The 26,994-nt window shown below is 45.5% G+C and carries 16 protein-coding genes; 6 read left to right on the top strand and 10 right to left on the bottom strand.

Annotated elements, in window-relative coordinates; genetic code table 11:
• Positions 1-37: 37 nt before the first annotated feature.
• From purD to K6T99_06095, 10 genes are all read right to left on the bottom strand, one after another.
• A complete protein-coding gene (gene purD, locus K6T99_06140; GenBank protein MCL6519394.1) occupies positions 38-1,333 on the bottom strand; it encodes a phosphoribosylamine--glycine ligase in 1,296 nt (431 codons plus the stop codon).
• A complete protein-coding gene (dnaB, locus tag K6T99_06135) occupies positions 1,333-2,739 on the bottom strand; it encodes a replicative DNA helicase (protein ID MCL6519393.1) in 1,407 nt (468 codons plus the stop codon). Before dnaB ends, purD begins: the two co-directional genes overlap by 1 nt.
• A gap of 42 nt (positions 2,740-2,781) precedes the next feature.
• Positions 2,782-3,237, bottom strand: coding sequence for a 50S ribosomal protein L9 (rplI, locus tag K6T99_06130; GenBank protein MCL6519392.1), 456 nt, complete (start codon positions 3,235-3,237; stop codon positions 2,782-2,784).
• Positions 3,238-3,251: 14 nt separating this feature from the next.
• Positions 3,252-4,568 carry an MlaD family protein gene (locus K6T99_06125; protein MCL6519391.1) on the bottom strand — a complete coding sequence of 439 codons (1,317 nt, stop codon included), beginning with the start codon at positions 4,566-4,568 and terminating at the stop codon, positions 3,252-3,254.
• Positions 4,569-4,602: 34 nt separating this feature from the next.
• A complete protein-coding gene (locus K6T99_06120) occupies positions 4,603-5,358 on the bottom strand; it encodes an ABC transporter ATP-binding protein (GenBank protein MCL6519390.1) in 756 nt (251 codons plus the stop codon).
• 7 nt (positions 5,359-5,365) lie between these two features.
• Complete coding sequence (locus tag K6T99_06115) at positions 5,366-6,178, bottom strand: ABC transporter permease (GenBank protein MCL6519389.1); 813 nt, start codon at positions 6,176-6,178, stop codon at positions 5,366-5,368.
• A 566-nt stretch (positions 6,179-6,744) separates the two neighbouring features.
• On the bottom strand, positions 6,745-8,247 hold the full coding sequence (locus tag K6T99_06110; protein MCL6519388.1) for a glutamine synthetase family protein: 1,503 nt from the start codon (positions 8,245-8,247) through the stop codon (positions 6,745-6,747).
• Between the two features lie 149 nt (positions 8,248-8,396).
• Positions 8,397-10,271: a family 20 glycosylhydrolase gene (locus K6T99_06105; GenBank protein ID MCL6519387.1), complete on the bottom strand. Its 1,875-nt coding sequence runs from the start codon at positions 10,269-10,271 to the stop codon at positions 8,397-8,399.
• 139 nt (positions 10,272-10,410) lie between these two features.
• On the bottom strand, positions 10,411-13,080 hold the full coding sequence (locus K6T99_06100; GenBank protein MCL6519386.1) for a family 10 glycosylhydrolase: 2,670 nt from the start codon (positions 13,078-13,080) through the stop codon (positions 10,411-10,413).
• Between the two features lie 95 nt (positions 13,081-13,175).
• Positions 13,176-14,270, bottom strand: coding sequence for an alcohol dehydrogenase catalytic domain-containing protein (locus tag K6T99_06095; GenBank protein MCL6519385.1), 1,095 nt, complete (start codon positions 14,268-14,270; stop codon positions 13,176-13,178).
• Positions 14,271-14,539: 269 nt separating this feature from the next.
• Here K6T99_06095 and K6T99_06090 point away from each other — a divergent pair, with 269 nt between their 5' ends.
• From K6T99_06090 to K6T99_06065, 6 genes are all read left to right on the top strand, one after another.
• The gene (locus tag K6T99_06090) at positions 14,540-16,708 is read left to right on the top strand and encodes a hypothetical protein (GenBank protein MCL6519384.1); all 2,169 of its coding nucleotides are present in this window, start codon (positions 14,540-14,542) and stop codon (positions 16,706-16,708) included.
• 1,177 nt (positions 16,709-17,885) lie between these two features.
• Positions 17,886-19,679: a hypothetical protein gene (locus K6T99_06085; protein ID MCL6519383.1), complete on the top strand. Its 1,794-nt coding sequence runs from the start codon at positions 17,886-17,888 to the stop codon at positions 19,677-19,679.
• Between the two features lie 58 nt (positions 19,680-19,737).
• Positions 19,738-21,465 (top strand): hypothetical protein, encoded by a 1,728-nt coding sequence (locus tag K6T99_06080; GenBank protein MCL6519382.1) that lies wholly within the window; start codon positions 19,738-19,740, stop codon positions 21,463-21,465.
• A gap of 43 nt (positions 21,466-21,508) precedes the next feature.
• Positions 21,509-23,395, top strand: coding sequence for a hypothetical protein (locus tag K6T99_06075; protein ID MCL6519381.1), 1,887 nt, complete (start codon positions 21,509-21,511; stop codon positions 23,393-23,395).
• Positions 23,396-23,431: 36 nt separating this feature from the next.
• Positions 23,432-25,531, top strand: coding sequence for a hypothetical protein (locus K6T99_06070; protein MCL6519380.1), 2,100 nt, complete (start codon positions 23,432-23,434; stop codon positions 25,529-25,531).
• Positions 25,528-26,895: a hypothetical protein gene (locus tag K6T99_06065; protein MCL6519379.1), complete on the top strand. Its 1,368-nt coding sequence runs from the start codon at positions 25,528-25,530 to the stop codon at positions 26,893-26,895. The genes K6T99_06070 and K6T99_06065 overlap by 4 nt, the downstream gene beginning before the upstream one ends.
• The last annotated feature ends 99 nt before the right edge of the window (positions 26,896-26,994 follow it).

The raw sequence follows: 26,994 nt of genomic DNA, 5'->3' as shown, positions 1-26,994 counted from the left end.
CTTTGCAAAAAGTTAGAAACCGAAAAACTTGTAATAATCAAATCTTATTGTTCGTTATTGCTCTAGCACCAATGTCTTTTCGGTAGTGCATTCCATCAAAGTAAATCTTTTCTACCGCGGAGTATGCCCTTTCGACTGCGTCCTTGAAGGTTTTGCCGAGAGCAGTTATTCCTAGCACCCGACCGCCGCTGGTAACGACTTTTCCATTCTGAAGTTTTGTCCCTGCATGGAAGATTATCACATTTTCCATCTTGCTAGCAGCCTCTAGACCGAAGATTGGTTTACCAGTCTCGTAGTTGCCAGGATAACCTTCCGATGCGATGACCACACAAACCGCACACCCATTATAGCATTTTAACTCCAGAGAGTCGAGGGAGCCAGCTAGCGAGGCTTGAATTACTTCTATAAGGTCATTTTCTAGAAGCGGCAGGACTACTTGAGTTTCTGGGTCTCCAAACCGCGCATTAAATTCCAAAATCTTAGGTCCATTTTTAGTAAGGATTATCCCGGCATAGAGCAAACCCATATAAAGCCTGCCCTCTGCCTTCATTGCCTTGATTGTAGGCCGAATTGCTGTTTCTAATACTTCATTATAGATTTCTGGAGTTACAACCGGAACAGGAGAATAGCATCCCATGCCGCCGGTGTTCGGCCCCTGGTCATTATCGTTAATACGTTTATAATCCTGGGCTGGTGGTAGCGCAATGATGTCCTCACCATTTGTAATAACCATAAGAGAGGCTTCCTGACCTTCAAGGCGCTCTTCTATTACGATTTTGTCGCCGGACGCACCAAATGCTTTTTCGTCCATAATAGTTTCTATTGCTTTGATTGCCTGTGTCTTCGTGTCGCATACAAAGACACCTTTTCCAGCGGCTTCTCCATCTGCTTTTATGACAATTGGAAGCTCTTCTTGTCCTTTGGAAATTTGGTCTATGAATGCTTTAGCTTCTTTAGAGCTAGAGAAAGTGCGGTATTCTCCAGTGGGAATGCCATACTTGGAAAGAAGATCTTTTGTAAAAACTTTGCTTCCCTCAATGGTTGCGGCAGTTTTGCTTGGGCCGAAAGTTGGAATTCCTTCCCCACGGAAGACATCAGCTATTCCGGCGATAAGAGGTGATTCAGGCCCAATTATGGCAAGGTCAATTTTCTTTTCTTTAGCAAATCCCAGCAAACCTTGAATGTCAGTGGCCCTTATGTTAAAGCATTCTCCCAACATAGCCATGCCCGCATTTCCAGGGGCACAATAAAGTTTTGTAACCAAAGGGCTTTGGGCTACTTTCCATGCCAGAGCATGTTCTCTGCCTCCTGAGCCAACGATTAGTACTCTCATTAGATCTCTGTTCTTTCCTCCTCCAAGTCTTCAAAGCTTGCAAATTTTGGCAGGAATGCAAGGTGGATAGTACCCGTTGGGCCATTTCGCTGTTTTGCAACTATAATTTCTGTTTTATGCACTAATGTTTCACCTGATTGAACCATTGGGTTTGCGCCATCATCTATGTCGTCCACCGATTCAATTGCCGATGTGTGTTTGTAGTAGTCGGGCCGGTAGAGGAAAGCAACTAAGTCGGCTTCTGCTTCAATCGAACCGCTTTCACGTAGGTCTGAAAGAATTGGCCGTTTATCTTGCCTTTGTTCGACCGCACGGCTCAGCTGAGATAGAGCGACTACCGGGACGTCTAGCTCTCGTGCGAGACTTTTGAGCATTCTGGCAATCTCTGCAATCTCTTGGTTTCGGTTATCTCCTCGTCTATGCGCCTGCATGAGCTGTAGGTAGTCAATGATTACAAGTGAAAGTCCATGCTCTGCCTTGAGTCTGCGACATTTGGTGCGCATCTGAAGCGGTGTCATATCTGTGCTGTCGTCTATAAAGATTGGTGCGTTATAAAGCATCCCGACTCCCTCGGCGAGCTTTGGCCATTCGTTTGCTTGGATATAGCCAGTTCGCAAACGATGGGAGTCTACTCTTGATTGTGAGCAGATTAGCCTGAGGGTGAGCTGTTCTTTTGACATTTCAAGGCTGAATATTGCAACGGGTTTCTTTTCATGGATGGCGACGTGCCTTGCGATATCAAGGCAAAAAGCAGTTTTCCCCATTGATGGCCTGCCTGCCACTATGATAAGGTCGCCAGCTTGGAGGCCCGAGGTTATTATATCGAGGTCTCGAAATCCAGTAGGCAACCCTGATACCAGCGCCTTCTCTTTATACTGGTTTTCAATTCGCTCGAATGCTTGATGCGCAAGCTCCTTAAGTGGTACAAAGAAGCGTCCCATTCGCCGCTGAGATACTGTAAAAAGCAATCTTTCTGCGTCATCTACTAGTGAGTCTATATCTTCCCCAGATTCGTTAGTCCAGCTGATTATCTGCATGCAAGCATCTATTAGACGGCGGAGAATCGCCTTGTCCTCGACGATTCTGGCATAGTACTCGATGTTTGCTGCTGTTGGCACGCTGTCTATGAGTGCCATTAGATATTCTGTACCGCCAACTGCTTCAAGCTTTCCTTTGCTTCGGAGTTCTTCTTGGACCGTAACTATATCTACCGGTTCGTTTTGGATTGCAAGGGATACCAATGCTTCAAAGATGATTTGGTGGGCTTCACGATAAAAGTCTTCTGGTTTGAGTATATCTATTGCCTTTTCAAGAGCCCCGCGGTCAATCATCATTGAGCCTAGAGTTGACTGCTCAGCCTCAAGATTTTGTGGAGGAGCCTTGCTAAGTAATGAGAGATTATCCATATAAGTCTCCGCCGCTATACATGAAATGTTCGTTCATCACTTTTATTGCTGCTGTTCGCCTATGACTTCCACCTTTACATGGGCAACAGCATCCTTATGAAGGCGTATAGGGACGTCATATGTGCCCAGAGACTTGATTGGTTCTTCAAGCTCTATCTTGCGTTTATCAATCTTAATTCCAGTTTGTTTCTCAAGTGCGTCGGCGATATCTGCATGGGTAATTGAGCCATATAGCTTCGTTCCGCTGCCAACTTTTCCTGTCACAGTTATCTGGATTTCACTTAGCCGTTGTGCTATGTCTTTTGCTTCTTCGCGAAGCTTCTCGCTTCTTATTTCCTCGACTTTCTTGCGTTTTTCAAGCTCAGCAAGATGTGCTTTATCAGCAGGGACGGCCAGCTTTCTGGGGAAAAGATAGTTGCGCGCGTAACCCTCTGCTACGTTGACTATGTCGTTCGGCTTCCCGAGACTCTTTACCTCCCGAGTAAGAATTACTTTCATTTGCTGGTATCCTCCTACTTGTTTAATTTCACTCCCAAAACTGTTTGGTTTTCACCAAAAAGGTTGTCTATTCCTAACAAGACTGCCCAATCGCTAGTTACTCTGTAGCCTGCTCGAATATTTAACTTGGGTTCATATGGATCAAACAAATCAAGTTTCCCAAAAGCCTTGGATGAAAAAGCATGGTCTAAACCCAAGCCCAGGCGTGACGCATATAATCCATATCTTAATCTTGTTTGTGGATTCAGTTCCTGTCCAGGTTGAAGGATAAGCTTACTACCTGCACCTGCGTCGTACATGCCAAGCTCTAGGAACTTTTCTGTCCCTGTGGGTATTGTGGCGGTTAGCTCGGCACGGAAATGGTCACCCTTGGGATTATATAGCATATCTAAATTTAAGGCTTGTGTTGAAATCTTGCTTTTTAATCTCGAGGCGCCGCCAAATATCCTGCCTACTTTGTCGATGACTTGTCTTGCTTCTTCAACTGCTTGGCGAGCTCCAGAAACTGTTTTCCTAATGTCTTCTTGGAATTCAGGCGCGGTCACTAGTTCTTCCAGGCTTGCAACGGTGCGATCTAGGCTCTCTACGGTCTCCCTTGCAGCGTGAACGGTTGCTGTTATGTCTCCTTTAAGTTCGTTACTCTTGGCAAGGTTGTTTAGCTCTGCTGTTATCTCCTTGACGTTCTCTGTTGCGTCGCTGATGTTTTTTGTTATGGCATCTATGTCGTCTTGATTTCTTACAACAGTGTTTTGAAGAGTAGCCATTGTTGCTTCAAGCTTCTGGGCAGACTTGTTAATGTTCGCTACTGTTTCCTTGATGTTTGATTGGAGCGTTTTGTCACCGAGCAATGCTTTCAAGCTTTGGGAGGTTTCAGATAGATTGCTTAAAAGAGCCTGGGCGTCGGGAAGTAGATCTTCGATTCTTGGTGGAACTTCACCGATAATTGTGGGGTATGGGGGCGACAGCGTCTGAGCTAAATAGTATTTTGCTTTCCGATTTGGTACGATCTCAATGTACCTTTCGCCGATAAGCAGGCCAACCCGAATAATGAACTGCGATCTTTTAGGAATGCGATACTTTCGATTTATGCCAAGGAGCACGCTAGCTTTCGTATCCTTGGTGAGGCTCAAGCTACGAACACTGCCGATGGGAACGCCTGCCATCCGCACTGGGTCGCCTTCCATTATACCAAGGGAATTTGTGAATACAACACTTATGTAGTACATTTCTCGGTGAAGTTGATAGTATTCGAGAAACCAAAAAACTAGGACGAAAGCCAGAACTGCGAGAAAAACCAAAATTCCTACTTTTAAGGCTGGACTATACGTCATATTGTAACTCCAGGCGCACTTTTTATTTAGATGTTTATTCGCTTATGCCAGGTTGAATAGGGCCCTCGGCTTTACCTTCAATGAATTGCCTTACTCTAGGGTCGTCTGATTGTCGAATTTCATCGACGGTACCATATGCGATAATTGTATGGTCATGAATCATAGCCACACGATTGGATATTCGAAATATGCTGTCAATGTCATGCGAGACAACCACAGAAGTTACCCCTAAGCGGTTTCGCATTTCAGTAATAAGATTATTTATGACATTAGCCATTATCGGGTCTAAACCGCTTGTTGGTTCGTCATAAAAGAGAATTTCTGGGTTCATAGCTATGGCTCGTGCAAGGCTGACTCTTTTTTGCATGCCGCCGCTCAATTGGGCGGGCATTAGGTTTTGAGTCCCTGGCAAGCCAACAAGAGCTAATTTTTCTTCTACTATATTTTCTATTTCTTTGCGGGTTAGACCAGTATGCCTTATAAGCGCGAATGCGACGTTTTCGAAAACGGTCAGCGAGTCAAATAGCGCTCCATATTGAAATACTACGCCTATTTTATGCCGGATACGGTTTAGCTCATCTTCGGAAAGGTTCGTGATGTCTGTACCGTTAATGAATACTTGGCCCGATGACGGCCGAATCAATCCTGCCAAAATTTTTAGCAAAGTTGTTTTGCCAGAACCCGACACACCCATGATAGAAACCGTGTCTCCCTGGGGGATGTGAAAATTCACATCCCGTAGGATATTTTTGTTCCCGATCTTGTAGTTAACCTGCCGCGCGGTTATCACGTCAGTATCAGAATCCTGGTGTTCGGCCACCGAAAAGGATAGCTGCCAAAAAATAATTCGAAATGTAGATAAGTATCATCGAAATGACAACTGCATTCATAGTGCTACGGCCAACGCCGGCTGCTCCGCCGGTTGTTGACAATCCTTGTTGGACGCCCACAATGGCAATAAAAGCACCAAAAAAGACTGTTTTTAAGAGCCCCTTGGTAATATCTTCAATGGTAAGCCATGTCCGTGCCGAGTTCAGATACGATGCTGATGAAACCCCATTTGCCATTGCTACGACATAGCCACCGAAGCTTCCAACAATATCACCTAGCATGGTGAGTACCGGTAGCATGAGCACCAGTGCAAGGAATCTAGGTACAGCCAAGTATTGGATTGGGCTTGTTCCTAATGAACGTAGTGCATCCACTTGCTCAGTGACTTTCATAGTGCCAATTTCGGCGGCAATGGCTGACCCTGCACGGGCGGCAACCACGATTGCGGTTAGAACAGGGGCAAGTTCGCGTACGACAGAAATTGAAACTCCGCCGCCAACTAGACTCCCAACGCCCCACTGAACCATCAATTGCGAAGTGTATAGTGCGAGAACGGCGCCTGAAAAAGCAGTAGTTACTATAACAATAGGAAGGGAATTGAAACCAATTAGAGCCATCTGATTGATTGTATCGCTGATGTTGATGTCTCCCGCAATAATGCGGCGAATAGAAGAAAGGCCAATTATGGTTGCCTCGCCAATAAAGTTGAAGAAGCCGGTGAGCTGTTTCAGGGTCACCCACCGTGAAGCTTGTGTGGCTGATTCAAGCCCGTTGGTCACGTTTGCCTCCTCAACAATACGACGGCAATGAGGGTGTGTGAACTTTCTGCGTCGTTTGATGGTATTATAACCGAACCGAAAGTAGGTTTTCAACTGGCTGAAGCGCGAGTCTTATTTGATGTGATAATAGGCAAGCCCTTAGGTATAATCCGAATATTGCCATGTTGGGGAATTAGGTGCTTTGTTCATCGGCGCATGTAGTCATTTTGAAGAGGTTTTAAATCGCTATACGAAATTACCCAAAGTCCGAATTCGCCAAAGCGCTTTTAGTCTGGTTGTTTTGTGTGGCAGCCGTGCTTACACTTTAAAGTTCTATGATTAGCAAAGAGTTTCTTAAAAGCCACTTCAATAGCGTTATTTCTCATTCCTATAATTTTATAGGAGATACGGGTATGTTACTCATCAGTCAATGAAAAAACCCAGTGCATCTTAAAGGTATCCTAGGCATTCAGGTTTCACTTGCGGCAGAGATTCTCCAGCCAGGAGAATCTCTGCCAATGATTAATTTTGCCTACGTTAGCTAGCCAAAATTATTGAACGCCGGAGTGCATTATTTTTACCTACTCTCAGCAATACAGGTATTTTTCTACGAGTTTCCTAATTTCTTCGTCTTTGCCATAGAGACGCTCGCTTAGATCCTTATCGTCATAGGATTTGAGGGTCTTAGCAATACCATCGATCACTAATGGCGAGAAGACGCCATCTTTTTCGTAGATGGCTCTATCTTCTATTAGGCAGTTGGCTGATTCCCAGCAAGAAGCTGGAAGCTGGGGAAGCTTCTCTTGAATCTTTTTGTGTTCCTCCGCAAATATGTTTACATCTATGTAAAGTTTATTGGCAAGCTCCAAGGCGTCTTTCATTTCAAAGCCATGTCGCACGGCTACTGCTAAGCCAGCTAGCAAATGATGAATGTTTGCCGACCCATCGCCGGCTCTGAACTCTATGGTTTGTGCATCAACACATTTGGTTTCGCAAGATTCGTCTTGCGGATTGGCGTCCCTAATCATATTTTTTACATTAAGCCATCCAAGAGGTACGCGGATTAAGACCGACCGGTTTCGGTCGCCCCAGCATATGTTCGTTGGTGCTTCTTGGTGTGGGACAAGCCTTAGATAGGACGTAGGTACAGTATTGCCAAATGCTGTTAGTGAGCGTGCCATCTTAAGGCAACCAGCAATAGCTTTACGGCAGGCATCGCTTAGTTTGTTACCTTGGACCATCGCATTCTTACCATTATCTAATAATCGCATGTGAACGTGGAGTCCGCTGCCCGCATGGCCAACCATGATTTTTGGTGCAAACGTAACTGTTACTCCATATTTGTAGCCTATCATTCGGAGAATCCATTTAGCTATTACGAGTTGGTCAGCTGCATCTTCGATGGGAGCTGGCGTCATCTCAATCTCGGCTTGTTCCATTTCTAAGTCTTCATCATGGATGTTGCCAACCTCCGAGTGCCCATACTTGATTTTGCCGCCGGCCTGAGCTATTGCTTGCATTGCCTCAACTCGCAGGTTTTCCCATTTCGTGAATGGAGGTGATTCGTGGTAGCCTCTTTGTGGTTGGGTTTGATAGAGGGGTTGCTTTTCGAAAAGGACGTAATATTCCAGCTCACCTAATGCATCGAGGCTTAGTCCAGTGGCGCGCTTAAGCGATTCGTGTGCCTTTCGGACAATGTTTTCTGGAGCAATAGGAAGAGGTTCGCCTTCGCTTGTATAGTAGGAGCAGAGGATGTCTACGGTTGGAATGGGTGCGAATGGGTTTACATAGGCAGTTTTATATTTGGGCACCACGTAGAGATCGCTTGACCCCGAATCGATATATGAAAACAAACTTGAGCCATCAACCCTTTCTCCAACTGAAAGCAATTGATCGAGGTGTTCTTGGCTACTGATTACGAAATTAAGTGTCTTGAGGCGCCCATCCCCGCCAACATAACGGAAATTTACCATCTCGATGTTGTTGGATTCTATAAAGGCTATGAGGTCTTGCTTTGTAAACTCTGCGGGGGGTTTGTTAAGAAAACGAGCAATCTTGTTGGGCGTCAACGCTAGACGTGTTTCGTCCATGAACTGTTCTCCTCCTTTGGAGTAATTTCTTCAGCTCACCATCGAGCCTTTTGTTATTTTGTTTTATAAGCGGAATCCACCGTGAGCGTGATTATTGGATGTCATTGCTAGGATAAATCCAACTAACGCTCAATAAATACGGTGGTTTCTTATCCTATTTTAATCTTAGATAAACTATCTTGCAATCCTCCCGGCCGATTTCGAAGAAGCCAAACTCGCTCTTGTTTCCTTTTGAGCTCGGCCACGCGTGAGGCAAGGTTTCTTGGTTTTGGTGTACCGAGCCTGATTCTTCCAACATCGGCAGCTAGTTGGAGCATCTTTATAACCTGAGCAAACTCTTCGCGTACAATCTCCGCATCTACAGCATGCATATCATCTCCTCTTGCGGTGTCTGCTATTTCCTTTAGTCGCCGCTCCATTTCTGCGAATTCTTCGAGCGAGAGATTCTCTGCGAATTTGGGATCGTTCATATCTCTGAATAGCATCTGCCAAGGTACGGTTGAGTTGAACGTTCTCTTTTTGAAACGGCGGTAGATGTCGCCAAGGTCATAGAATGCCCGTCCCATTTTCCCAGTGCGGTCTCCGAAGGCATGAATAGAAAGGTTTTCTACTATTGTTTTCTTTGGGTCAACCGTTGAGTTCCATGAAACCATCGCCCCCGCTAGAAAACCAAGATACGACACTGAAAGCGGTTGCCAGTGGCCGTTGTCGCCCCAATCTGTGTTTAGAAGTCCAATCGCTTCTAATCTCTTGCCATTCGTTGCCGCGTTTACAATATTTTCGATTGCATTTGTTGTGCGGCCCGCCAGAGCGTTCCAGCTTGATGTTCCGGGACATACATAAAATGGGATCCCTGAATCGCGGAATTTTGCTCCATGCTCCGCAAATGGATGGTCGGCTTCATAGCCCCATTCAAGTGCGATTATGTCCTTCGGTAGTTCACAGATAAGTTCAGGGTATTTAAGGATTATGTCCCCCCAGAACTGCATTGTTCGGCCGTGTTCCTTGACCAGCCGGTATATTTCCAAGACGAAGTCTAGATATACTCGCCCCGTTCCACGCTCCTGACATAAGGTTTTACTTCTGCCACAGCCAAGGTCTATGGTTTCGTCTAAGCCGACATTGAACATTTGACTAGTAAAGTGCGGTAAGAGTTCCTCATAGAGTCCTTTAATGAATGGAATAGTTCGTTTATCACTTGGACAGAGGCTAAACGGGTAATCAAAATGTCCCCATTCGGTATCGCATCCCCGTGGAGCTTCGGCCATTGGCCGATATTTTGCATGTTTTAACCACCTCTCCATATGTCCGAATGAATTTTGGTTTGGCACCAGTTCAATGAATCGCTCGCGGCAGTATGCGTCAAGAGCCATGATTTCTTCGCCAGTCACTGGGCTTGCTTTTTCCCAGACTGTGGGATGCGCAGGATATGCGAATGTATGCTCGGTGTAGAGTTGCAGCTGGTTAATCTTCCATTCAGACAGCAAATCCACAATATGATATAGGGTTTCCATTGTCGGCACTTTGTCACGGCTTATGTCGATCATTACGCCGCGGGCGGGAAAGTCGGGCCAGTCTGAAATAGAAAGGCATCGAAGAATTACATTTCTGGGTTTTGATTTTTGATTATGAGACCCGGAATTTTCACTCTGAGATTGACGAAGAATTTGAGCTAGTGTGCAAGCGCCGTAGAATGCGCCTGCTGGTGTGCGTGCTGTAATTTCTATTCCTTTTGGGCTTATGGTTAGCTTATATCCTTCGGGGGCGGTTTTGCTTGCGTGAGTAACTATCTTTGCCAGTGATATGTCGTCTAAGCGAATAACTGCTCCTATGAGTTGTTTTGGGACTCTTGGGCTAGCCGTGATCTCCAGGTCAAGTCCTGTCATCTTCGCAGCAGGAATCAGCGACTGCGGGTTTTTGGCGTCTAAGACAATGTAACGTTTTCCTTCTATATTAAAGACGCCGCTGCTGCGGCTTATCTTTTTCGGCATAGGTGCAAGATACAGGTCTTTTCCGTCGATCATCGTTTTACTCCTAAAGAATATCATTTTAGTCGAATAGATAATATTCCATTGAGGGCTTTTGAGTCAACATAGCACAACCTGGGTAAGGTGCTTTTTGCAGGAAGAGGAAAAAGTAGATTTTGTGGAATCTCTTCCAGGACTACGGCTTAATAATATCTGAGTCGCGCCTGGGCTTTATGAGTGGAAGTATTTTGTCTTCAGTTTGTTTTGTTCTGCTTATCCCAGTAACTAGGACGAAGCTTCCCTCATCCGGGAAACTTGTTAGGTTTGAGCAATCAACTTCGAGTGGAGTGCCTGAACCATCATCAACTTTGAAACTGTCCGCCAATCGAATAACTCGGCCTGCAATGGTGATAAGTAAGCCTATGTTATTTGTGCCAATGCCCCCACTTACGCCTGGGGTGTATTGGTTCAATCTCGCACCTCCTGCACATCTGGTCAGCATTAACAAGGGGTTTGGTGTTCCTGGGCCCGGATATGAGTTTATGCTCCATGGCGTAATTACGCGCTCGCCATCCATCGTATCCAAGGTACCCGAAACGTTCACATAGCTTCCTTCTGCAGGCGAAGCGCCGTTTACGCGAATACCTGAGACCTGCTCCTCTTTGCTCTCGCATATGTAGAAATGGTCGCCAAACCCAGCACTTACAACTTTGCCAGCGAGTACAACCGGCATGCCGTCAGGGCGGTTCTTTGCGTCTGCTATTGTAATAGCAGATGGCACGAACTTCACAGCGTCTGCTATGATTACCATCGTAGAAGTTTCGCCAGTGTCGCTGTAAGTTGCAACGTAGCCGGAGTTTCCCCTAGCAAATGGCTTGCCGGCAACTAGAAGATTCCATTTTCCACCGTTAATCTGCTCATTAACTCTGAATTCCTCCATTCCGCCGTCGTAATAAACGCGCCATTTAGCTTGTGTACTACGATTTGTTCCTGTGGTGTACCAAATATAGATATCATACAAGCCGGGAATCAAAATCTCGGGCCTAAAAATAGCAAATCTTCGAGGGTCGGCGGTTGTGGTATAGAAGTAATTGGCGCCATATTTTTGGCTTGCAATTGTTCCTGTCCACCAATCTCCATAAGCAGAGCATCCAGCATCAAGGTTATCGATAATTATTTCATATGGTTCGTCGTTGGCGGTAGTGGTGAAAATATAATCTGAGGAATAAGCCATGTTTCTTGCCGCATCCCATGATTTCACGCGAAAATGATATGTAGTGAGCGGCTTAAGGCCGGAAAGCTGAACGGTATGGGACGTTACTAACGCCATGTCTTCCATAGAAGAATTTTCATAGTTTGGGCTAATGCCGTATTCCACCATGCTAGTAGCGGGCTCATTTGTGTCCCATTTGATTTGTACATGCGTGGCATGGACATTTTCGACACGGACATTGGATATTGTAGGGGGGCTTGTCTCGTGTTGAAGAGTGAAATCTAGGCAGGCGACCTGACCGGCCAATATTGTGGTTGTTTTTTGGATGGCAGTGTATCCAGGTGCTTCTACGCAGATGGTATATGTTCCAGGCGTGATTTCAGAAAAGCCATAGAACCCTGTGCCAGAGTTCTTATCACTCAGCCCGAGCTCCAGGATTTTTGCAGTCGCCGGATAGACAGCATTGCCTGCCTCGTTGCGAATGAATCCCTTGAGGTAGCCTTTAGTTGGATTATTAAGCCACGGCATGGCAGGCACTGTTGCTGGCGTTGGGTAGGGACCTGCAAGTAGGGCCGCTTTGAAACCATCTTGGTCAGGTACACCAGCGTTTGGGTGAGCATAGCTATATAAATGCATTCCTGGAAAACCTGCGTTGCGTGCATTCTCTATCTGCCAAATGCTGTTTGAGATGCTATTCATTTCTCCGTCTATGCCCATGTAGATGTGATGGCCGTAACTGCGGCTCAAACTGTCAAGGGCATTAGTATAAAACGTTTGGTTGTCTGTTGTGTAATTCATAGGGGATGCATAATCCAACCAGTGACTTGCCATCCATTTGTCCCAATCCTGGAGAACTTCCGCGCGTCCGGAAGCCGCTGTGCGCCAGACAAGAGCTCCTACTTTAACATGGGGCTTTATCGCTTTAATTTCAAGGTATGTGCGCTTGACAAGGTTAGATACCTGATTGCGCCGCCACTCTTGCCATAGGGGATCCATGCTTGAGGGTAGCCCCGTACGCCCGTATTCAGAATTGAACCTCCCAACCGCTGCTGGGTTGTAGCCCCATCCAATATCGTAATAGCGAATGTAGTCCAATAGGAAACCGTCTATGTCATACCTGCTTACTATGTCTAAAAATACCTGAATTAGGTAGTTCTCCACTTCCGGTAGTCCTGGGTCGAGGCTTGTGTAACGGCCATCCCAAAGCTTGTCGCCGTTTGCATATTGGCTGAACCACTCGGGGTGCAGGTAGTAGATATGCTCTGGCATGGTGTGGGGTGGAGGGGTAGGCAAGGTCCACACCCGATATGGCACAACCCACGTGTGAACCTCTAAGCCGGCTTGATGAGCTTTGCTCACCATATCAGCCAATGGGTCGAATCCAGGGTTTGGCGAGGGGTCTGTACCTAATGGTTCTATTGAAGAGCTGTAATATGCATCGCATCTTTTTCGGACCTGAATTAGTATAGCATTGCAATTCCACGACTTGATGCGATTTACGGTTTCTTGGATTGCTTCTGGGCTTATGATTGCATATCCAGAGCCCCAGTACCAAGCGTCTACTAATATCGAACGAAAATCATCGGGCTGGGCGAACGAAATGGTAGAAAAAAGAACGATTATGAGAAGACACGCAATTAGCCCGCGGAGCATTGGAGACACCTTCTTAATACGATTCCATTTTAGCGTCAGGGATATAGATTGTCAACTTTAAATGAGAAAAACTGGCAAGAATACCTGATGCCAAACTACGGCTTCAGGAGAACTTTGATAGATTCCTTTGCCTCTCGAACCATATGCAGGGCCTTTTTAAAATCTTCCAACGGTAGCTCATGAGTGACTATTGGTGAGACGTCAACTAATCCGCGGTTTATGTAGTCAATTGCAAGAGGAAAAGTATACGGAGCAAGGTGAGCTCCGAGGACGTTTAGGTTTTTCTTGTCGCCTATAATCGTCCAGTCAATTGTTGCAGGCGCTAGAAAAACGCCATACTCTACAAAAGTACCAAGCTTTCTGAGCATCATCAAGCCGGGGAGAATAGATTCAGGATATCCTGTTGCATTAATGTAAACATCGCATCCATAGCCGTCAGTGAGATCCAATACACGAGCGACAACATCCTCTTTATTGGGGTTCATTGTGAGATCAGCCCCAAGCTCTTTTGCTACTTTGAGGCGGTAATCCCTAGGGTCAATTGAAATTAGAAGCGATGGATTTAGTAGACGTGCAACCCCAACCATGCCTAAGCCAAGGGGACCTGCGCCTGCAATGACAACTACGTCGCCAAGTTGGATTTGTGCTCGCTTGACAGCATGAATAGAGCACGCGAGCGGTTCGACAACCGCTGCGTGGTTTCTAGGCATGTCTTTGGGAAGTTTGTAGTTGCGTGAATTTGCTGGGAGTTTCATGTATTCTGCCCATGCGCCAGGCATCCATCTCCTAAAGCCGTAGATGTCATGCACGGCGCAAAGCCAGTAACGACCCGTTGTACAATAGCGACACTTTCCGCAAGGGACGATTTGCTCGGAAACAACCATATCTCCAATATCAAGCCCATGTTGTTCAGCCGCTCCTTCGCCTAGTTGGACTACTGTGCCGGCAAATTCATGACCGGCAATGCAAGGAGGCTTACAGTAACCTTCAACCTTCCCATCGCCCCAGAAATGGATAGCGCCGAAGTAACATTTGGTATCGCTTGCGCAAACTCCAGCGTGGTCAATTTTTATGATTATTTCGCCAGGGCCTGCTTGAGGAACCGGAAGCTCTTCTAGACGATAGTCCTCTGGGCCGTAAGTAACAACAGCCTTCATTGTTTTAGGCAATTCTTGCCCATATACTGGCATCTATGAATCCTCCCTAAAAGCAATTGGATAACCAATCCTAACATAGTCTGCTTGTTGAGTCTAGGGTCTTGTTGATAGATAAACAGGTTGCTTATTCAAAAATTAATTGACATTTATTTTTCACAAACCTATAATTATTCTTACAAGGTAAAATCCTCTCTCGGCGGTGTTGGGACTTGCCATTATTAGATTAGCGTTCATAGACTACACTAGGGTGAGTGAGCCGCTACCGTTGAGAGTATGGCATGCTAGCAAGGAGGTATAGCCCAATGCCGTCGTATTTCCGCTCCCCAGCTCCCTGTGCTTTCCTAGGAATTATTTTTGCGCTTTTGGGTGCCAGGGTTTCTTGTGCTACCCCTGACAACTTCAGTGGGTTGAAAGGGGTGACTCTCAAGGAAAGCACAGCGCTTCCGGATCTTGCGCGTGAACTTCTTTCAACAAAGAAAGCACAGATTGAGGGCGTCCAAGTTATTGAGGACCGAGCAGATTCCTTAGTAGTTAGGGTAGCTTACAAAGAGTTAGAAACCACTGAGGCTATGTTTCTAATAGTAAGTGCTGAGGATGGTAAACGAAGGACTTTAAAAGAAGTAGGCACGTCGAAAACAGTTCTAACCGCAACCGAAGGGGAAATTACAATAAAGCTGCAAATAGGGGCAAATGTCGCCCGCGGAACACAATTTGACCAATCGTTTCTCGTGGTCTCGATAGGCAAGGAAGGTGATTTTAAAAAAGCTGCTATCAAGGTCTTCCAGTGCAATAAAAAATGGGAGAAGAGCCTTGCACCCGAAGAGATGATAATTAAGGTAGTTGCAGAGCCTATTGGGAAAAGCAAATCGCTTACTGCCGGAAGCGGACCGAGCCTTGTACTCAATCCAAAGGTTTTTGTAACAGCGAATCCGGTGCTCAGACCGGTTGGTGATGGGCGCTCGTCAGGTCCCAAAATTGCAGTCGACAAGCTTCAACCTGTAGTACAAACAATCTCTAAAGATGTGACTCCGCGTCCGCCATCAAATATTGGTGGTACTGAGAGCACCACATCAGTAATAAAGATAACCCCATCCCTTGCTGGATTGAAAGCAGCAAACTTGGTTATGGGATTGCCGAAAGACGTGAAAGACAACAATGGGCAAGGTCCAAGCACCAATGCAATACGGCTTTTCGATACTTTATCTTCTGATATTGGATTGACCGCTGAGGATATAATGGACCTACACTCCAATATTTACGAGGATGCGAACCCCGACTCGGGTTATTTCTATTATCTTCCGCGTGGTTACTATCTATATTGGGATGAAGATACAGGATACGCACTCTGCATGCTTTACGGAGTATCAACCGGTGAGTCTAATGCAAATGTTGTGTCAATAGCCGCGCGCCTAACGTCAGGCGTGGACCCATCGGATATTGCTCTTATTCGAAAGTTGCTTCAGAAGTATTGCGAAAGCACTTCACGAAAGTTTAGAGATCTTAAACCATTCCCCTTCAGCAGTATGTGGGTCTCGCTGAAAGGCGATTTGGGGCAGTATAATATTCCACCAGAGCGAATAAGCGTGACTGGGATTAGTGATATTGCTGGTATGATTGATATCTCTCTGACCACAGACCCAGTTACAAAAGAAAACTTGCAAATGGTTTTAACCCAAGGCCTTGGGGTAAGCGGAACGGTAACATATCAATCTGCTTCAAGCTCAGGTAGTGGTTCACTTGAGGTTACCATTCCAATTCTCATAAAGTTTGCAGATAAACATTCTTTTGGAACCAGGCAGTTTGCTCGTGGTGTGAAGTTCAGGAATGCGTCTTTCTTCCCTGCAAAAATAAAGTATCTCAACGTTCTTGTGCCTGGGGAGTCACCTGTTGTCTATAGTTATGAACTAGCTGACACAATTGTTCCCAGCGGGGCAAGCGCTACTATTGAAGCTCACAAAGTGCCATCGTGGCTGGATACAACAGCGCTCAAAATGTGGGTAGATTATTCCTTGATTGCAGACGACCAGGATGCTACCGCAAAAGCAATCGAAGCTGTAACTGGCGGCGTGACTTCCATTACTCAGTCTGAGATTACTTTCCGCACTTTGACTCCGTTGGCTGACACTGGGGTAGCGCTAGTGCTTGTGAGCGTATCTTCTAAGTATTTTGACCCGAATGCGTCGGGAGAAATAGTGAAGACTCTTGAATTGACCCAAGATGGAACAAGCTTCAAAGTTGGCCCAGTTTACCTAGTAAATCGACAACCTGGCGAAGAAAAACCAGGAGATCCTTTGTTTAAATACAAGCTGACGGTTGTCAATCCCGATGGCACCACAAAGGAAGGTACAACGTGGACGGAATCGAACAACCTAACGATTTATGTGGGTTCGGCACAGCTTCGTTCAATTATAGGAGTACCAACGATGCCCGAATCGCCCGCGCCTGCCGAGCAACCAGCTACCCAAGGATAATAAAACGCCTAAGTGCATTCTTGACCATTCTTCTTTTGCTGATCTCGGATGCCTGGTCGGTGGCAGTTCCACTTCTTGGGAGGCCACAAGAAATTGATGGAGTTCGAATCTACCCCGACAGTGTGAATCCCTCAATCTTTTATTATGCGCCGGGGAAGTTGTTAATACCCGTTGATGCTAGTGGGGCACCTGAGATTAGCTTCTTGCAAATGCGGTATATGGGCACTAGTGTTTCAGGCGACAAAGGGGAGTTCCGCACCCAAAGCATTCTCAGCTTTCGAGTCAAGATGGCGTCAATCGAAGCAAAAAGAATTGCGTTGGTGAAGGCAAAGCTCGGAACTCAAGGCGTATCTGTGCCAAATCTTCGACCACTGCCGATTCGCAAAGTAGAAACCCTGCTAAACTATACTCGTTTAGTTGACCAACCTCGCGAGGAGCTTGCTTCAGATTCTAAGTCCTCAGTTATCGGAGCTGGTTCGTTGGAAAATGTCGAAGGCACGGCTCCTGGAGAGGGTTATTGGAGCGAGCGCATTTTTACAATAGCTCCTGATGATTTGACTAGCCAAGCCCTTTGGGATGCATTGCAGGCGGGAAGAGTGATACTGAGCCTGTCTTATGCTTTTTATGCTGAAGGCATCGCTTCGGAACAAGAAACCCCACAGGTTGAGGGAAATATTGACATTAATCACGATGAAGAATCAAGCGAGGCTGAGAAGCCAAAACCCGACCCCTATATAGTTTTAGCAGATGCGGTGTCCGTAACTGTTGATGCCGCGAAATACCCGAACATATTCAAGCAGATTGATATTAATGAAAGCGTGCCAGCTAATTATGCAGCACTCTCTGTTTATTGCTATGATTTCAATAATTCGCTTCGCCCTGACCTATTTGAGAAAGTAGTTGAAATCCAAGCGAAATCTATCACGGGAAAGCCGTTAACCGCTATGGTAACTTTCTCAAAATCAACGCCAGATATATATTCTGCCACAGTTCGCTTTAAATTTGCCGTTTCTCTAAAGGAACCTTATGTATACAGGATTCGCGAGATTACAGCGAGTGGCGAAGAGAAAATCAAACCTTGGCAACTTGGCAAGCCATGGTCACAGATGTTAGACGTTACAACGCCTTCGGAAGAACTACCAAAGCCTTCCGAAAGTTCAAATTTAGGAGACGAACAATGACAAAAATCCATATACTTTGCCTGGTGGTAGTTGTATTAGTGATTTTTTGTAGTTCTGGTTATGCCTTGGTAAAAATGGACGAAGGCAGAATGATGATTAATGGGGTTCAATTACTTCAGGACTATGCCGATCCAAAGTCATACTATTATGTGCCTACTTATCCCCGAATTGCCGTGAATGAGGATGGGACGCTAGCCTTTCTGTGCCTAAAGTATGTTGACCCGGCAGGCAAGACAGGGGGCGGCCTTTTTCATGCATTGGTCGAGTTTACCCTGCCGGCCGAAGTAGTCGCCGAACTCGATAAAGAGCTAAAGAAAAACATTCCGGACGCGAAAATTGTGGGTCCTGTTCCGCTAATGCAGGCAGAACCTGCTGAGGGAGAGGATGAACCAGGTAGCTTCGAAGTAGTATCGGCGGTGTTGAGCGATGTAGGCGGGTTTACGCGAAAGGTAGTTACAAGTGGAAGAGCTCCCATCACGCCCGGCAGCCGTGCGGCTGTGGCGGCAGTTCTAAATCAGCAAGGTGCTACCCTTTTATGGGATTCTTTATCCGGCCCCACATCTGATGTTTCGATTGGCATTAATGCATACTACGAGGCGGCAGTAGTGGGCTTTGATGCTCGGATTACAGCTGACGTTACTACTGTCTATAACCACTTTTCTAAGGTAATCAACGTCCAACAAGATTACACCAGGCGGCAAGTTCGCGACATTGTTGATGAACTTCGACGGAACGGCACCATCAAAGTAGAGGTGCTTGATAGGACAAAGGCTTTGGACCTTAAGGTTGGGGATCTTCAGTCGTTAGTCGATACGATTACAAACAAGATTATTGAACTAATGTTTGATGCAAAAACTGGCTTCTCGGCAGATCCGCCGCGTGAAGTTGCTGTAGAGCAGAGTCAAATTGCAGGTCGTCAATCGAAGGGGTGGCTTGCAAGGCTTTTCACAGGAACTGGTGACCAGAAATATTATACGGACAATCAATACGTGATGAAGAAACGTGAGGATATTCGTCAAAATACCTTTTCAGTAATCCTTACAAAGAACTCCACTGTGAAAGTGCCCGTCAATACAGCCGGCAATATTAGAGGGCTCTATGATGCATTGAAAGACGACCCCCGGTATTTCCGCGTTATAAACCTTGGAGACCCAGCTTTCGAGTTCCGAACAATTTACTTTCAGGTCGATGGCGACTTTGCAAGTAGTTTCAGTGACGCTATCAATTTTGTTGCGGTGAATGTAAGAAAGAAAATAGGTGACAATCCTGAGTTTACAAGCACTTTGCGTTTTAGCCATGAAAACGTTAAGGATGGAAAGCTGGTGCAAGAGGTAACATATCCTCGACTAGGCGAAAAAGATGCAGGCTGGCTTGATTACGAATATCAAGTTATGTGGAGTGTGCGAAATCGCGATACCATAAGCATTCCATCTGACCCAACTAAGTGGTTAAAAGCCAACGACCCGGCAATTAGCTTGGTACCACCATTCGACAAGCAGGTTATTGAAGTAGATGCCGACCGCGGTTTATTCAACGATAAGGGCGTTATTAGCGCGAATCTGGTTTTCGAATATCCTGTTCTTGGCGAGCCAAAGAGAACGAGGGTTACTCTTAGAGCAAGAGATACCGAGAGTACTTCGCAAGTCACACTGTATTTGGATAAGGGGTCAAAAGTCAAGGCCAAAGTAACCTGGTACTTCAAAGATGGTGGGAAGATTGTGCAGGATCTCGGCGAAACAAAAGAAACCTACTTTGTGCTTATTCCGCCTTCGCAGGAGGCCCAAAGTTGAGTATGGGAAAAGCTAAAGTTTTCAGCGCTTCCGATTATGTTTTTGGACGCCTTTTTTATTGCTTTATCTAGTCATTGTTTTTGCAATTACTACAATCGCATGCCATGCCCAGCAAATACTGATTGATAGGGCAGTTCGAGTAGCTGGATTGTGGTGCTTTCCACTCGTTACGAATCCAAAGGAATATCTTTATATCCCAGCCGATGGTCACTTAAGCATTGACATGAATGGTGGACCTGAATTTAGCTTCATGCGCTATGTCGAAAACATAAAGTCGAGTTCTGAGGACTCCACCACAATCACAGAGGCGGCAGGAGGCGGTGTTCTTCATTTCCTTGCAGAATACGGAACTCCAAAAGAACAAGTTTCGAAAGCGGAGGCTGAGCTTAGGAAGCTTCTCGATGATGAAGAAGTCAGGCTGAGAGGACCAGTAATATTCACCTCCGGACGATACGCAATAATTTCTTCTTTGGCAACGATTGATGCACTGAATGGCGAAAATAACGCGAAGCGGAAAATGATTGCAACAGGAAATGCCCCAGTTCTTGAGGGGAATAAAATAGCTGTCTCGTTCAACCTTGATAAACAAAGTGCTCAAATACTTTACAACAGTTTTCAAATGGCTAATCCCGATGTCTCAGTCGTTTTTGAAATGCAATTTGAGGGTCTCAGCGACGCATATGACGCTACAGTTGACATTGATTGGAGCGAGGTGCAGAAGGATCAGCAATTTAAAGCAGGAGCGAAAGTCTATTGTATTGGCGCGGAGGTAGACCTCGCTTTCCAGCGTCTGATGCGAAACAATGCAATTAAGTTGATTAGCAGAGGAGAACATGCCCCGACTGAGGCACTACTGAATACTGTTTATAGCAAGTTGCTTGATCTACTTTTTACAAGAGTCGAAGAGCCGCCACCGCCTTCTCAACAAGAAAATGCTCTTGATTCGTTGATGAAGTTAGTCACACGTGGGTCAAGCAGTGGTTCTTCTTATTTCTCGCTAACAGGTTCATACAGGCTGAAAGAGATATCTTCAAGCGGTCATACTGTGCTTAATTTCAGCCACCAAGCAGTGTCAAAGCGAATAGCGCTGATTAGTTTTAACATAGGTGACCTCTACAAGAAATACGGCGGCAATGAAAAATACTTCAAAGCAGTCAATCTAGCCGACCCAATGTTTTCCCAGAGAGAGGTGTTTGTTAGTGTTGATGGTAGCCTCCTTGAGGACTTTGACAAGTATATTAACAGCGTTACTGTGACAATCGAGAAACAACATGAAAATGGCAATTCTACGGTAGGGGAGGTAGTAGTAGATAGGGATACATTCGCACAGAAAGCAAACAAATTCTCGGTTGTATACGGCTGGAATGGCGACAATGATAGAGCTAAATGGCTTGAATACCAGTATCGCGTAAAGTGGAGTTTTCGTGATGGCGCAATGCTGGAAGAAGCATGGCGCAAAACAAGTTCTCCTATGATAAATGTCGTGCCTCCCTATGAAAGGCGTGAGATATTAATCGAAGGCGATGTACAAGCAATGAAGAACACAGGGGTTAAGTACTGCGTAGTTAAGTTGGTATACGACTTTTTTGGCAAACCGAAGAGTAGGCAACTGTTAATTAGGGTTAAGAACGAGCCAATTGAGGAAAGGATTGCTGTAATCCAACCTAAAGGAGAATATCGCTATGATTATGAGGTTAGGTGGGGGTTAAACGATGGAAGTGAAGTAACAAAGCCACTGACAGCCGATACTAGTGGCATTATATTTGTAGACGAGTTGCCGAGATAGAGCGATTGTTATGATATAGTCCAAAAGGAAAGGATGGAAAGCAATGAGCAAAACGAAGATTCTGTTTGCAGGGATTATTACAATTTTGGTTATTTTGATTGTTGCATTTCAGTGCTCCGCAGGGATGATGTATGAAGGGCGGAAAACTGTAACCCTGTCGGATGGGACAGCGGTAACATTGTTGCAATCGGAGTCCTCAACCCAGATGAAACCGCAGTATTATTACTTGCCAACGAACTTGCATCTTGCAACAAAGGAGGATGGCACGCCCCAATTTCTATTTCTAAAATTTACAACAGAGCAGAGGGAGGAAGCTGGAGGAATAAAAGGGGGGCTTCTCCACTTCCTGATGGAATTTGGTCTCACGAAAGACCAGGAAGCAGAGCTCTTGAGGCTTGTTAGGGAGAAAGAACCAAAGGCGGAAATACTTGGTGCGGCGCCTGTTGTGCCTGATGGCGAAACAAGTACTTTTCAGATTACATCTGCAACACTGACAGACCAAGGGTTGACGAAATCTCTTATAACATCGGGCAAAGCGCCACTTATGCCTGGGCAGCGAGTAGCTGCTGCGGCAAGGCTCACCGCGAACGGCGCGCAATTGCTAGATGCAACATTCCAAAAATCTCGGAGTATAACCGACATATCGCTTTCATTCAACTTAGCATACTATACCATGATGCCTGCTGTTGAGGGGACAATCTATTTCCATTGGTCAAAGCTACAGCAACAAGCAGACAGTCTCGCCGTTGAATATGAGCACAAATACAATAGAAAGTGTTTCCTATTTTGGTGTAGTAATAGCAACCACAAATATACTTACAATGAAACCCGCCAAATGTTTGATTTCTTATGCGAAAAAGAAATTATAGTCATGAATTTCAAGGAAAAGATCTCCGACGAGCGTACAGCAAAAATTCGCGACGCATTCTTCCAATTCTTTCTCAACAGCTTTGCAGAAAGTGAGCAAGTAAGCCCTGAAGAAATGCTGAATGAAGAGGATAGAGACAAGTCGGGCGACAGTGACCCGAAAGCACCAGCGGTACGCGGTGACAGCTATAAGATGAGTCATTACAAGTTTGCAAAATCGGAACAAATGAAGGACCGCTTTTGGTACCTTAAATACAGCCTTCCTTATCGTGAAACTTTGCAGCTGACGGCAAATCTTGCTGAGTGGTATGACGGCGTCAGGAATAATCCGAAGTGTGTAGCTGCAGTAAACCTGAATGATCCTTTCTTCACTCATAGAGACATAAAATTCATTCTCGACCTTGATGCCAAAGAGATTTTTGATGAGGCTGTTAATTATGTGACTGTTAATGTTCGGAAAAAGAGAACAAGCGGTCGGGACTTTGAAGACCATGTAACGATTGATGCAAATTATCTTAAAAATAATGGTGTAACAGCTTCTGTTACATACGCTCGTGGAGATGATTCCAATCCCGATGTATACGAATACCAAGCGCAATGGAGCCTCAAGGGCGGCAACATCTATCCTGCAAACCCACAATGGATGCAAGGAAGCTGGGAAGGTGTTACTCTCACGCCGCCTGTTCGTCCTATAACTATTGAGTTCGAGGGCGATTTGGATGCAATGAAGGAGAAAGATATCACCAGGTGTACGGCTCAATTGCATTATTATCAATTTGGTAAGGAAGTTGAAACCAACATCCATTTATCGCCGACAAAGAAAGAACCACTGGTTTCTGCGAAGATATTCATGGACCGCGATAAGAAAAACTACGCTTATAGGCTTATCTACAACCACAAGACAGCTGGAAAGCTAGTGGGTCCGTGGGTGGCAAACGTCAGTGATGAGTATATTTATGCGACAATACCAGATGACCTGTTGATCACGGAGCTTTACAAAAAGAGAGCAGAAAGTCTTGTTACAGGGGCAATTGAGCGAGTTTTAGAGAAGCTTGGAATGTAAGAATGTCACCCAAGAACCTGGAAGGAGTTGAGGTATATGAGAGTAATATTTCGTATTGTTCCAATTCTCGTTGGCGTATTTGGAGCTTTTGGGTTTGGCTGTGGGCAAGAGATTCTCCTAGATAAGAGCGTGAAAGCAGGTCAATTGACCTTATTTCAGGATTTCGACGATCCTAAAACCTATTACTATGTACCGGACAAAGCGCGTTTGGCTGTGGGTGACGATGGCAAGCCGCAGTTTAGCTTTATTAAGTTTGTAAAAAACGTTGCAGGCACTCCCGGTGGAACGGAATCAGAAGAAGGTGAGGGCGGTGGAATTCTTCACTGCTTGGTACAGCTTGGAGCAACCGAGGAGCAGCTTGCAGAGGCCAAAGCTGAGCTAAGGCGGAAAATCCCAGGTGCCAATATAGCAGGACCAGTCATATTCAAGTCCGGAAAGTTTGGTATAGTCTCAAGCTTTCAACAAGAAAATGGGGATTGGACAACCAAGGTACTTGGGCTAGGCAACGCACCCATTCTCGATGGTGAAAAAGCGGCAATCAGTATTAGGCTTACCAAGCTGGGGGCAACATTGCTCTGGGAAAGTTTCAAAACGGCTACTCCAGACATTAGCTTTACCTTTGAGATGGAGTTGGCAGGCTACCGGAATCCTTACGATGCAACGCTGGAGGCTGAATGGGAGAAAATATATAGCCACAGAGATTTCTCAACAGCCTTCGCTAGCAGTTACCTAGGCTTTCAAATCCGCGATGCCTTTGACGAATTAAGGGATACTGGTGCTATCAAACTTGTGGTCAAAGGCGAAGATGCCAGGATGGATACGCTAATCGGAATGGCTTACGGTAAGATTTGTGAGGCAATGTTCGATAAGATTCAAGAAAGCGCGTCGGAGCAGGGAAGTGCAACCAGATTGCTTGACAAGGCTTCAGAATTTCTCAGAACCCAACGGCAACAGTCTCGGAGTTTGGGTGCAAGTCTGGTTCCCAATCAGTTTGATTGGATTCAAACAATGATTGCTGCTAGGGCGGACAAGCGGAACGGCGTTGGAGATGAAGGTGGTCAGCGTTTGGAACAAGGCCAGTCGTCTCACGTGAGTGAACAAGTGTCTTCGGAAACGTCTGAAACAGATTCTGCAGGTGAGCAAACTACTTCTCCTGCAACTTCTTCCGATGAGCAAGAACCCGCTCGTCCTCCAGGGCCGTTTAGGCGACACCAAAGCCAAGACTTAAGGGGAAAGCGACCTGTGCCAGTATCAGATAGGGAGACGCAAGACGGTCAGTCAGTGCGAAGCTCACAACAAAGTGAGCCTTCTTTCTCGTTGATTGCCTCCTATACTATGAAGAAGGTTCGCAGAACTGGCAAGTTCCAAATGAGTTTTAAAAAATATATGTCCGATACCCTACAGCTTAGATTTGACGAAAACATTGGAAACCTTTCCAAACTTATGAGTGATCGCAGACATTTCTTTGAAGTAAACCTTGACGATCCTGTCTTCAAGCAACGTGAGATAAGCGTCTATTTGGATGGCCAGAACGCCTCCGATTTCGCAAATTATGTTAATTATGTTGCTGTGAGGTTGCGAAAAATCCACGAAGGAGGCGCTCAGACTAACGACGAGATTCGCATTGACCGCATAAATTTCAACCAGAATGGCAATTACTTTAGGCTTATGTATGGTTGGAAGGACGACAAGGACCGCGACAAGTGGATGGATTATGAGTATAAGACGGTTTGGAGTTTCCACGGGGGCAAGGAGGTAGAAATGGGGTGGCAAAAGTCCAGTAATTTTGCCATTACGGTTACACCGCCTTATCTTAAGAGGACAATACATTTGGAAGCAGACCCAAATATAATTCAACAAACAGGGGTCAGGCTAATCACAGTGAAGTTATTCTATAAGCTTGGCGATGTCGAACAAGTAAAGCAAGCAGCGCTTAATCCGGCGAGTGGCCAGCTTTCGCAAACCCTCGAATACATTCACCCCGCGGACCAGCTTCAGTATAGCTATGAGATAACTTGGCGGCTTAGAGGTGGCCAAACGATAACTTCAGGCCGCAAGAGCGCTACCGACGACTTTATATTCTGTGATGAATTGCCCACCCAAGCATCTGCACAAGGGAATGGAGGCATATCATGAAAAAACACATGCCAACAATTTTAAAGGTTCTTTTCGCCGTCTGCTTAATTATGATATTTGCGAATGTTATGCAGGCTGCTGATGTGCAATATATAAAGAGCAAACTCGATTTCCGTTTTGTTGCAAACCCGAATTCCACTACAGGGACTGCCCAGCGTATCAACGTTCAGCAGGTGTTGGATGGGAGCGGGTCGGGCGCACCTTATACTGGTCAATCTTGTGACAAGTTTAGGAAAATAATAAAAGCGGCTTGTGGAGGCACAGTGTCAGGGGCAGATTGCAATCATTTTAGGAATATTATCGAGAGACTTCTGCGTATTACGGAAAAGTCTGTTACCATATATTTCATTGACGATTTGAATACTTCAATCACAAACACAAACCCCACTTGGTACGATGCTTGCCTGGATAGTGGTCATGCTTGGCCTTGTTCGTACGCAGGTACGGATACCGCCCCGCCCAGTATAACTTTTGGTTCATATTGGTTAAATGACACCTCGCAATTTCCGGACTTTAGCTCAATTCTTGCGACTTTTTGCCATGAATTGATGCATGCTCAGGATTTGTCGGAAGACCGCACACATATGTATGGCAACTATTATTATGGTGCGGATGAAAACCATTACTTCATCGAAGCTATTCCCGACATGTCAATGACCTATAAAGAAGGCATAGCAAATATGGTTAGCTTCTATTTTTATGGTAGGTGGGCTGAGCAAGCGCTTTCATGGTTCACTAGAAATGGGTTTATAATAGTCGAAAAGACAGTCCCACCTGGTTATTCATCCAACCTGTTTTTATATTCTATGTTGAAGCAAGCTGGCGTACCCGAGATAACTAGTGGGTCAGATTTTGAGTACTTTAAAAAGTTATATGGTTCAAGCGTGGCTAGCACATATGGGATATTTAGGATTAGAAGTCTACCTGCAGATATAATAAAGCAAAATGAGAGGATTATTGCTTTAATCCTATACAATCACGGTTGGTATACCAGTTTTGACGATGTGTTTGAGGCAATTCAGCAAGTAAATCCAAGCTTATATCGGACCTGCGACAGCGCATTTGCTCGCCTAGTTGAAGCACTGTGTAGTCAGCGAGCATCTCCCCAGGTTGAATCATCCCCCGATGAGTATCTCTTGACCCTGGCGTTATGTGATTATTTTACTTGTTTTAAGTCGCAGACGCAAAGTGAGTTTGCTAACGTGTTTGAAAACATGTTGGATTCCCGGCTTATCCAGGCATATTGGGAGAAGCGGGACCAGATTAAAGCGGCCGTGGATATCAATCATCCCGCCCCAGGTGATATATTTCATATGTCGGAGGCGTTAGGTATTACAAGTACCCACAGCCGTACTGCACCCTAAGCTTTCTGCTGATGTTGAAAGATATAAGGTAGATTTTCGATAATAGATTGCTGTCTAAGTCAGTAATTCCTCGGCTAATGAATAGCTGATTTTGCTGCG

The sequence above is a fragment of the Armatimonadota bacterium genome (assembly GCA_023511795.1).
In the GTDB taxonomy this organism is placed as follows: Bacteria; Armatimonadota; UBA5829; order DTJY01; family DTJY01; genus JAIMAU01.
Note: the sequence above shows the minus strand (reverse complement) of the source record. Positions and strands in the feature narration are given on the sequence as shown.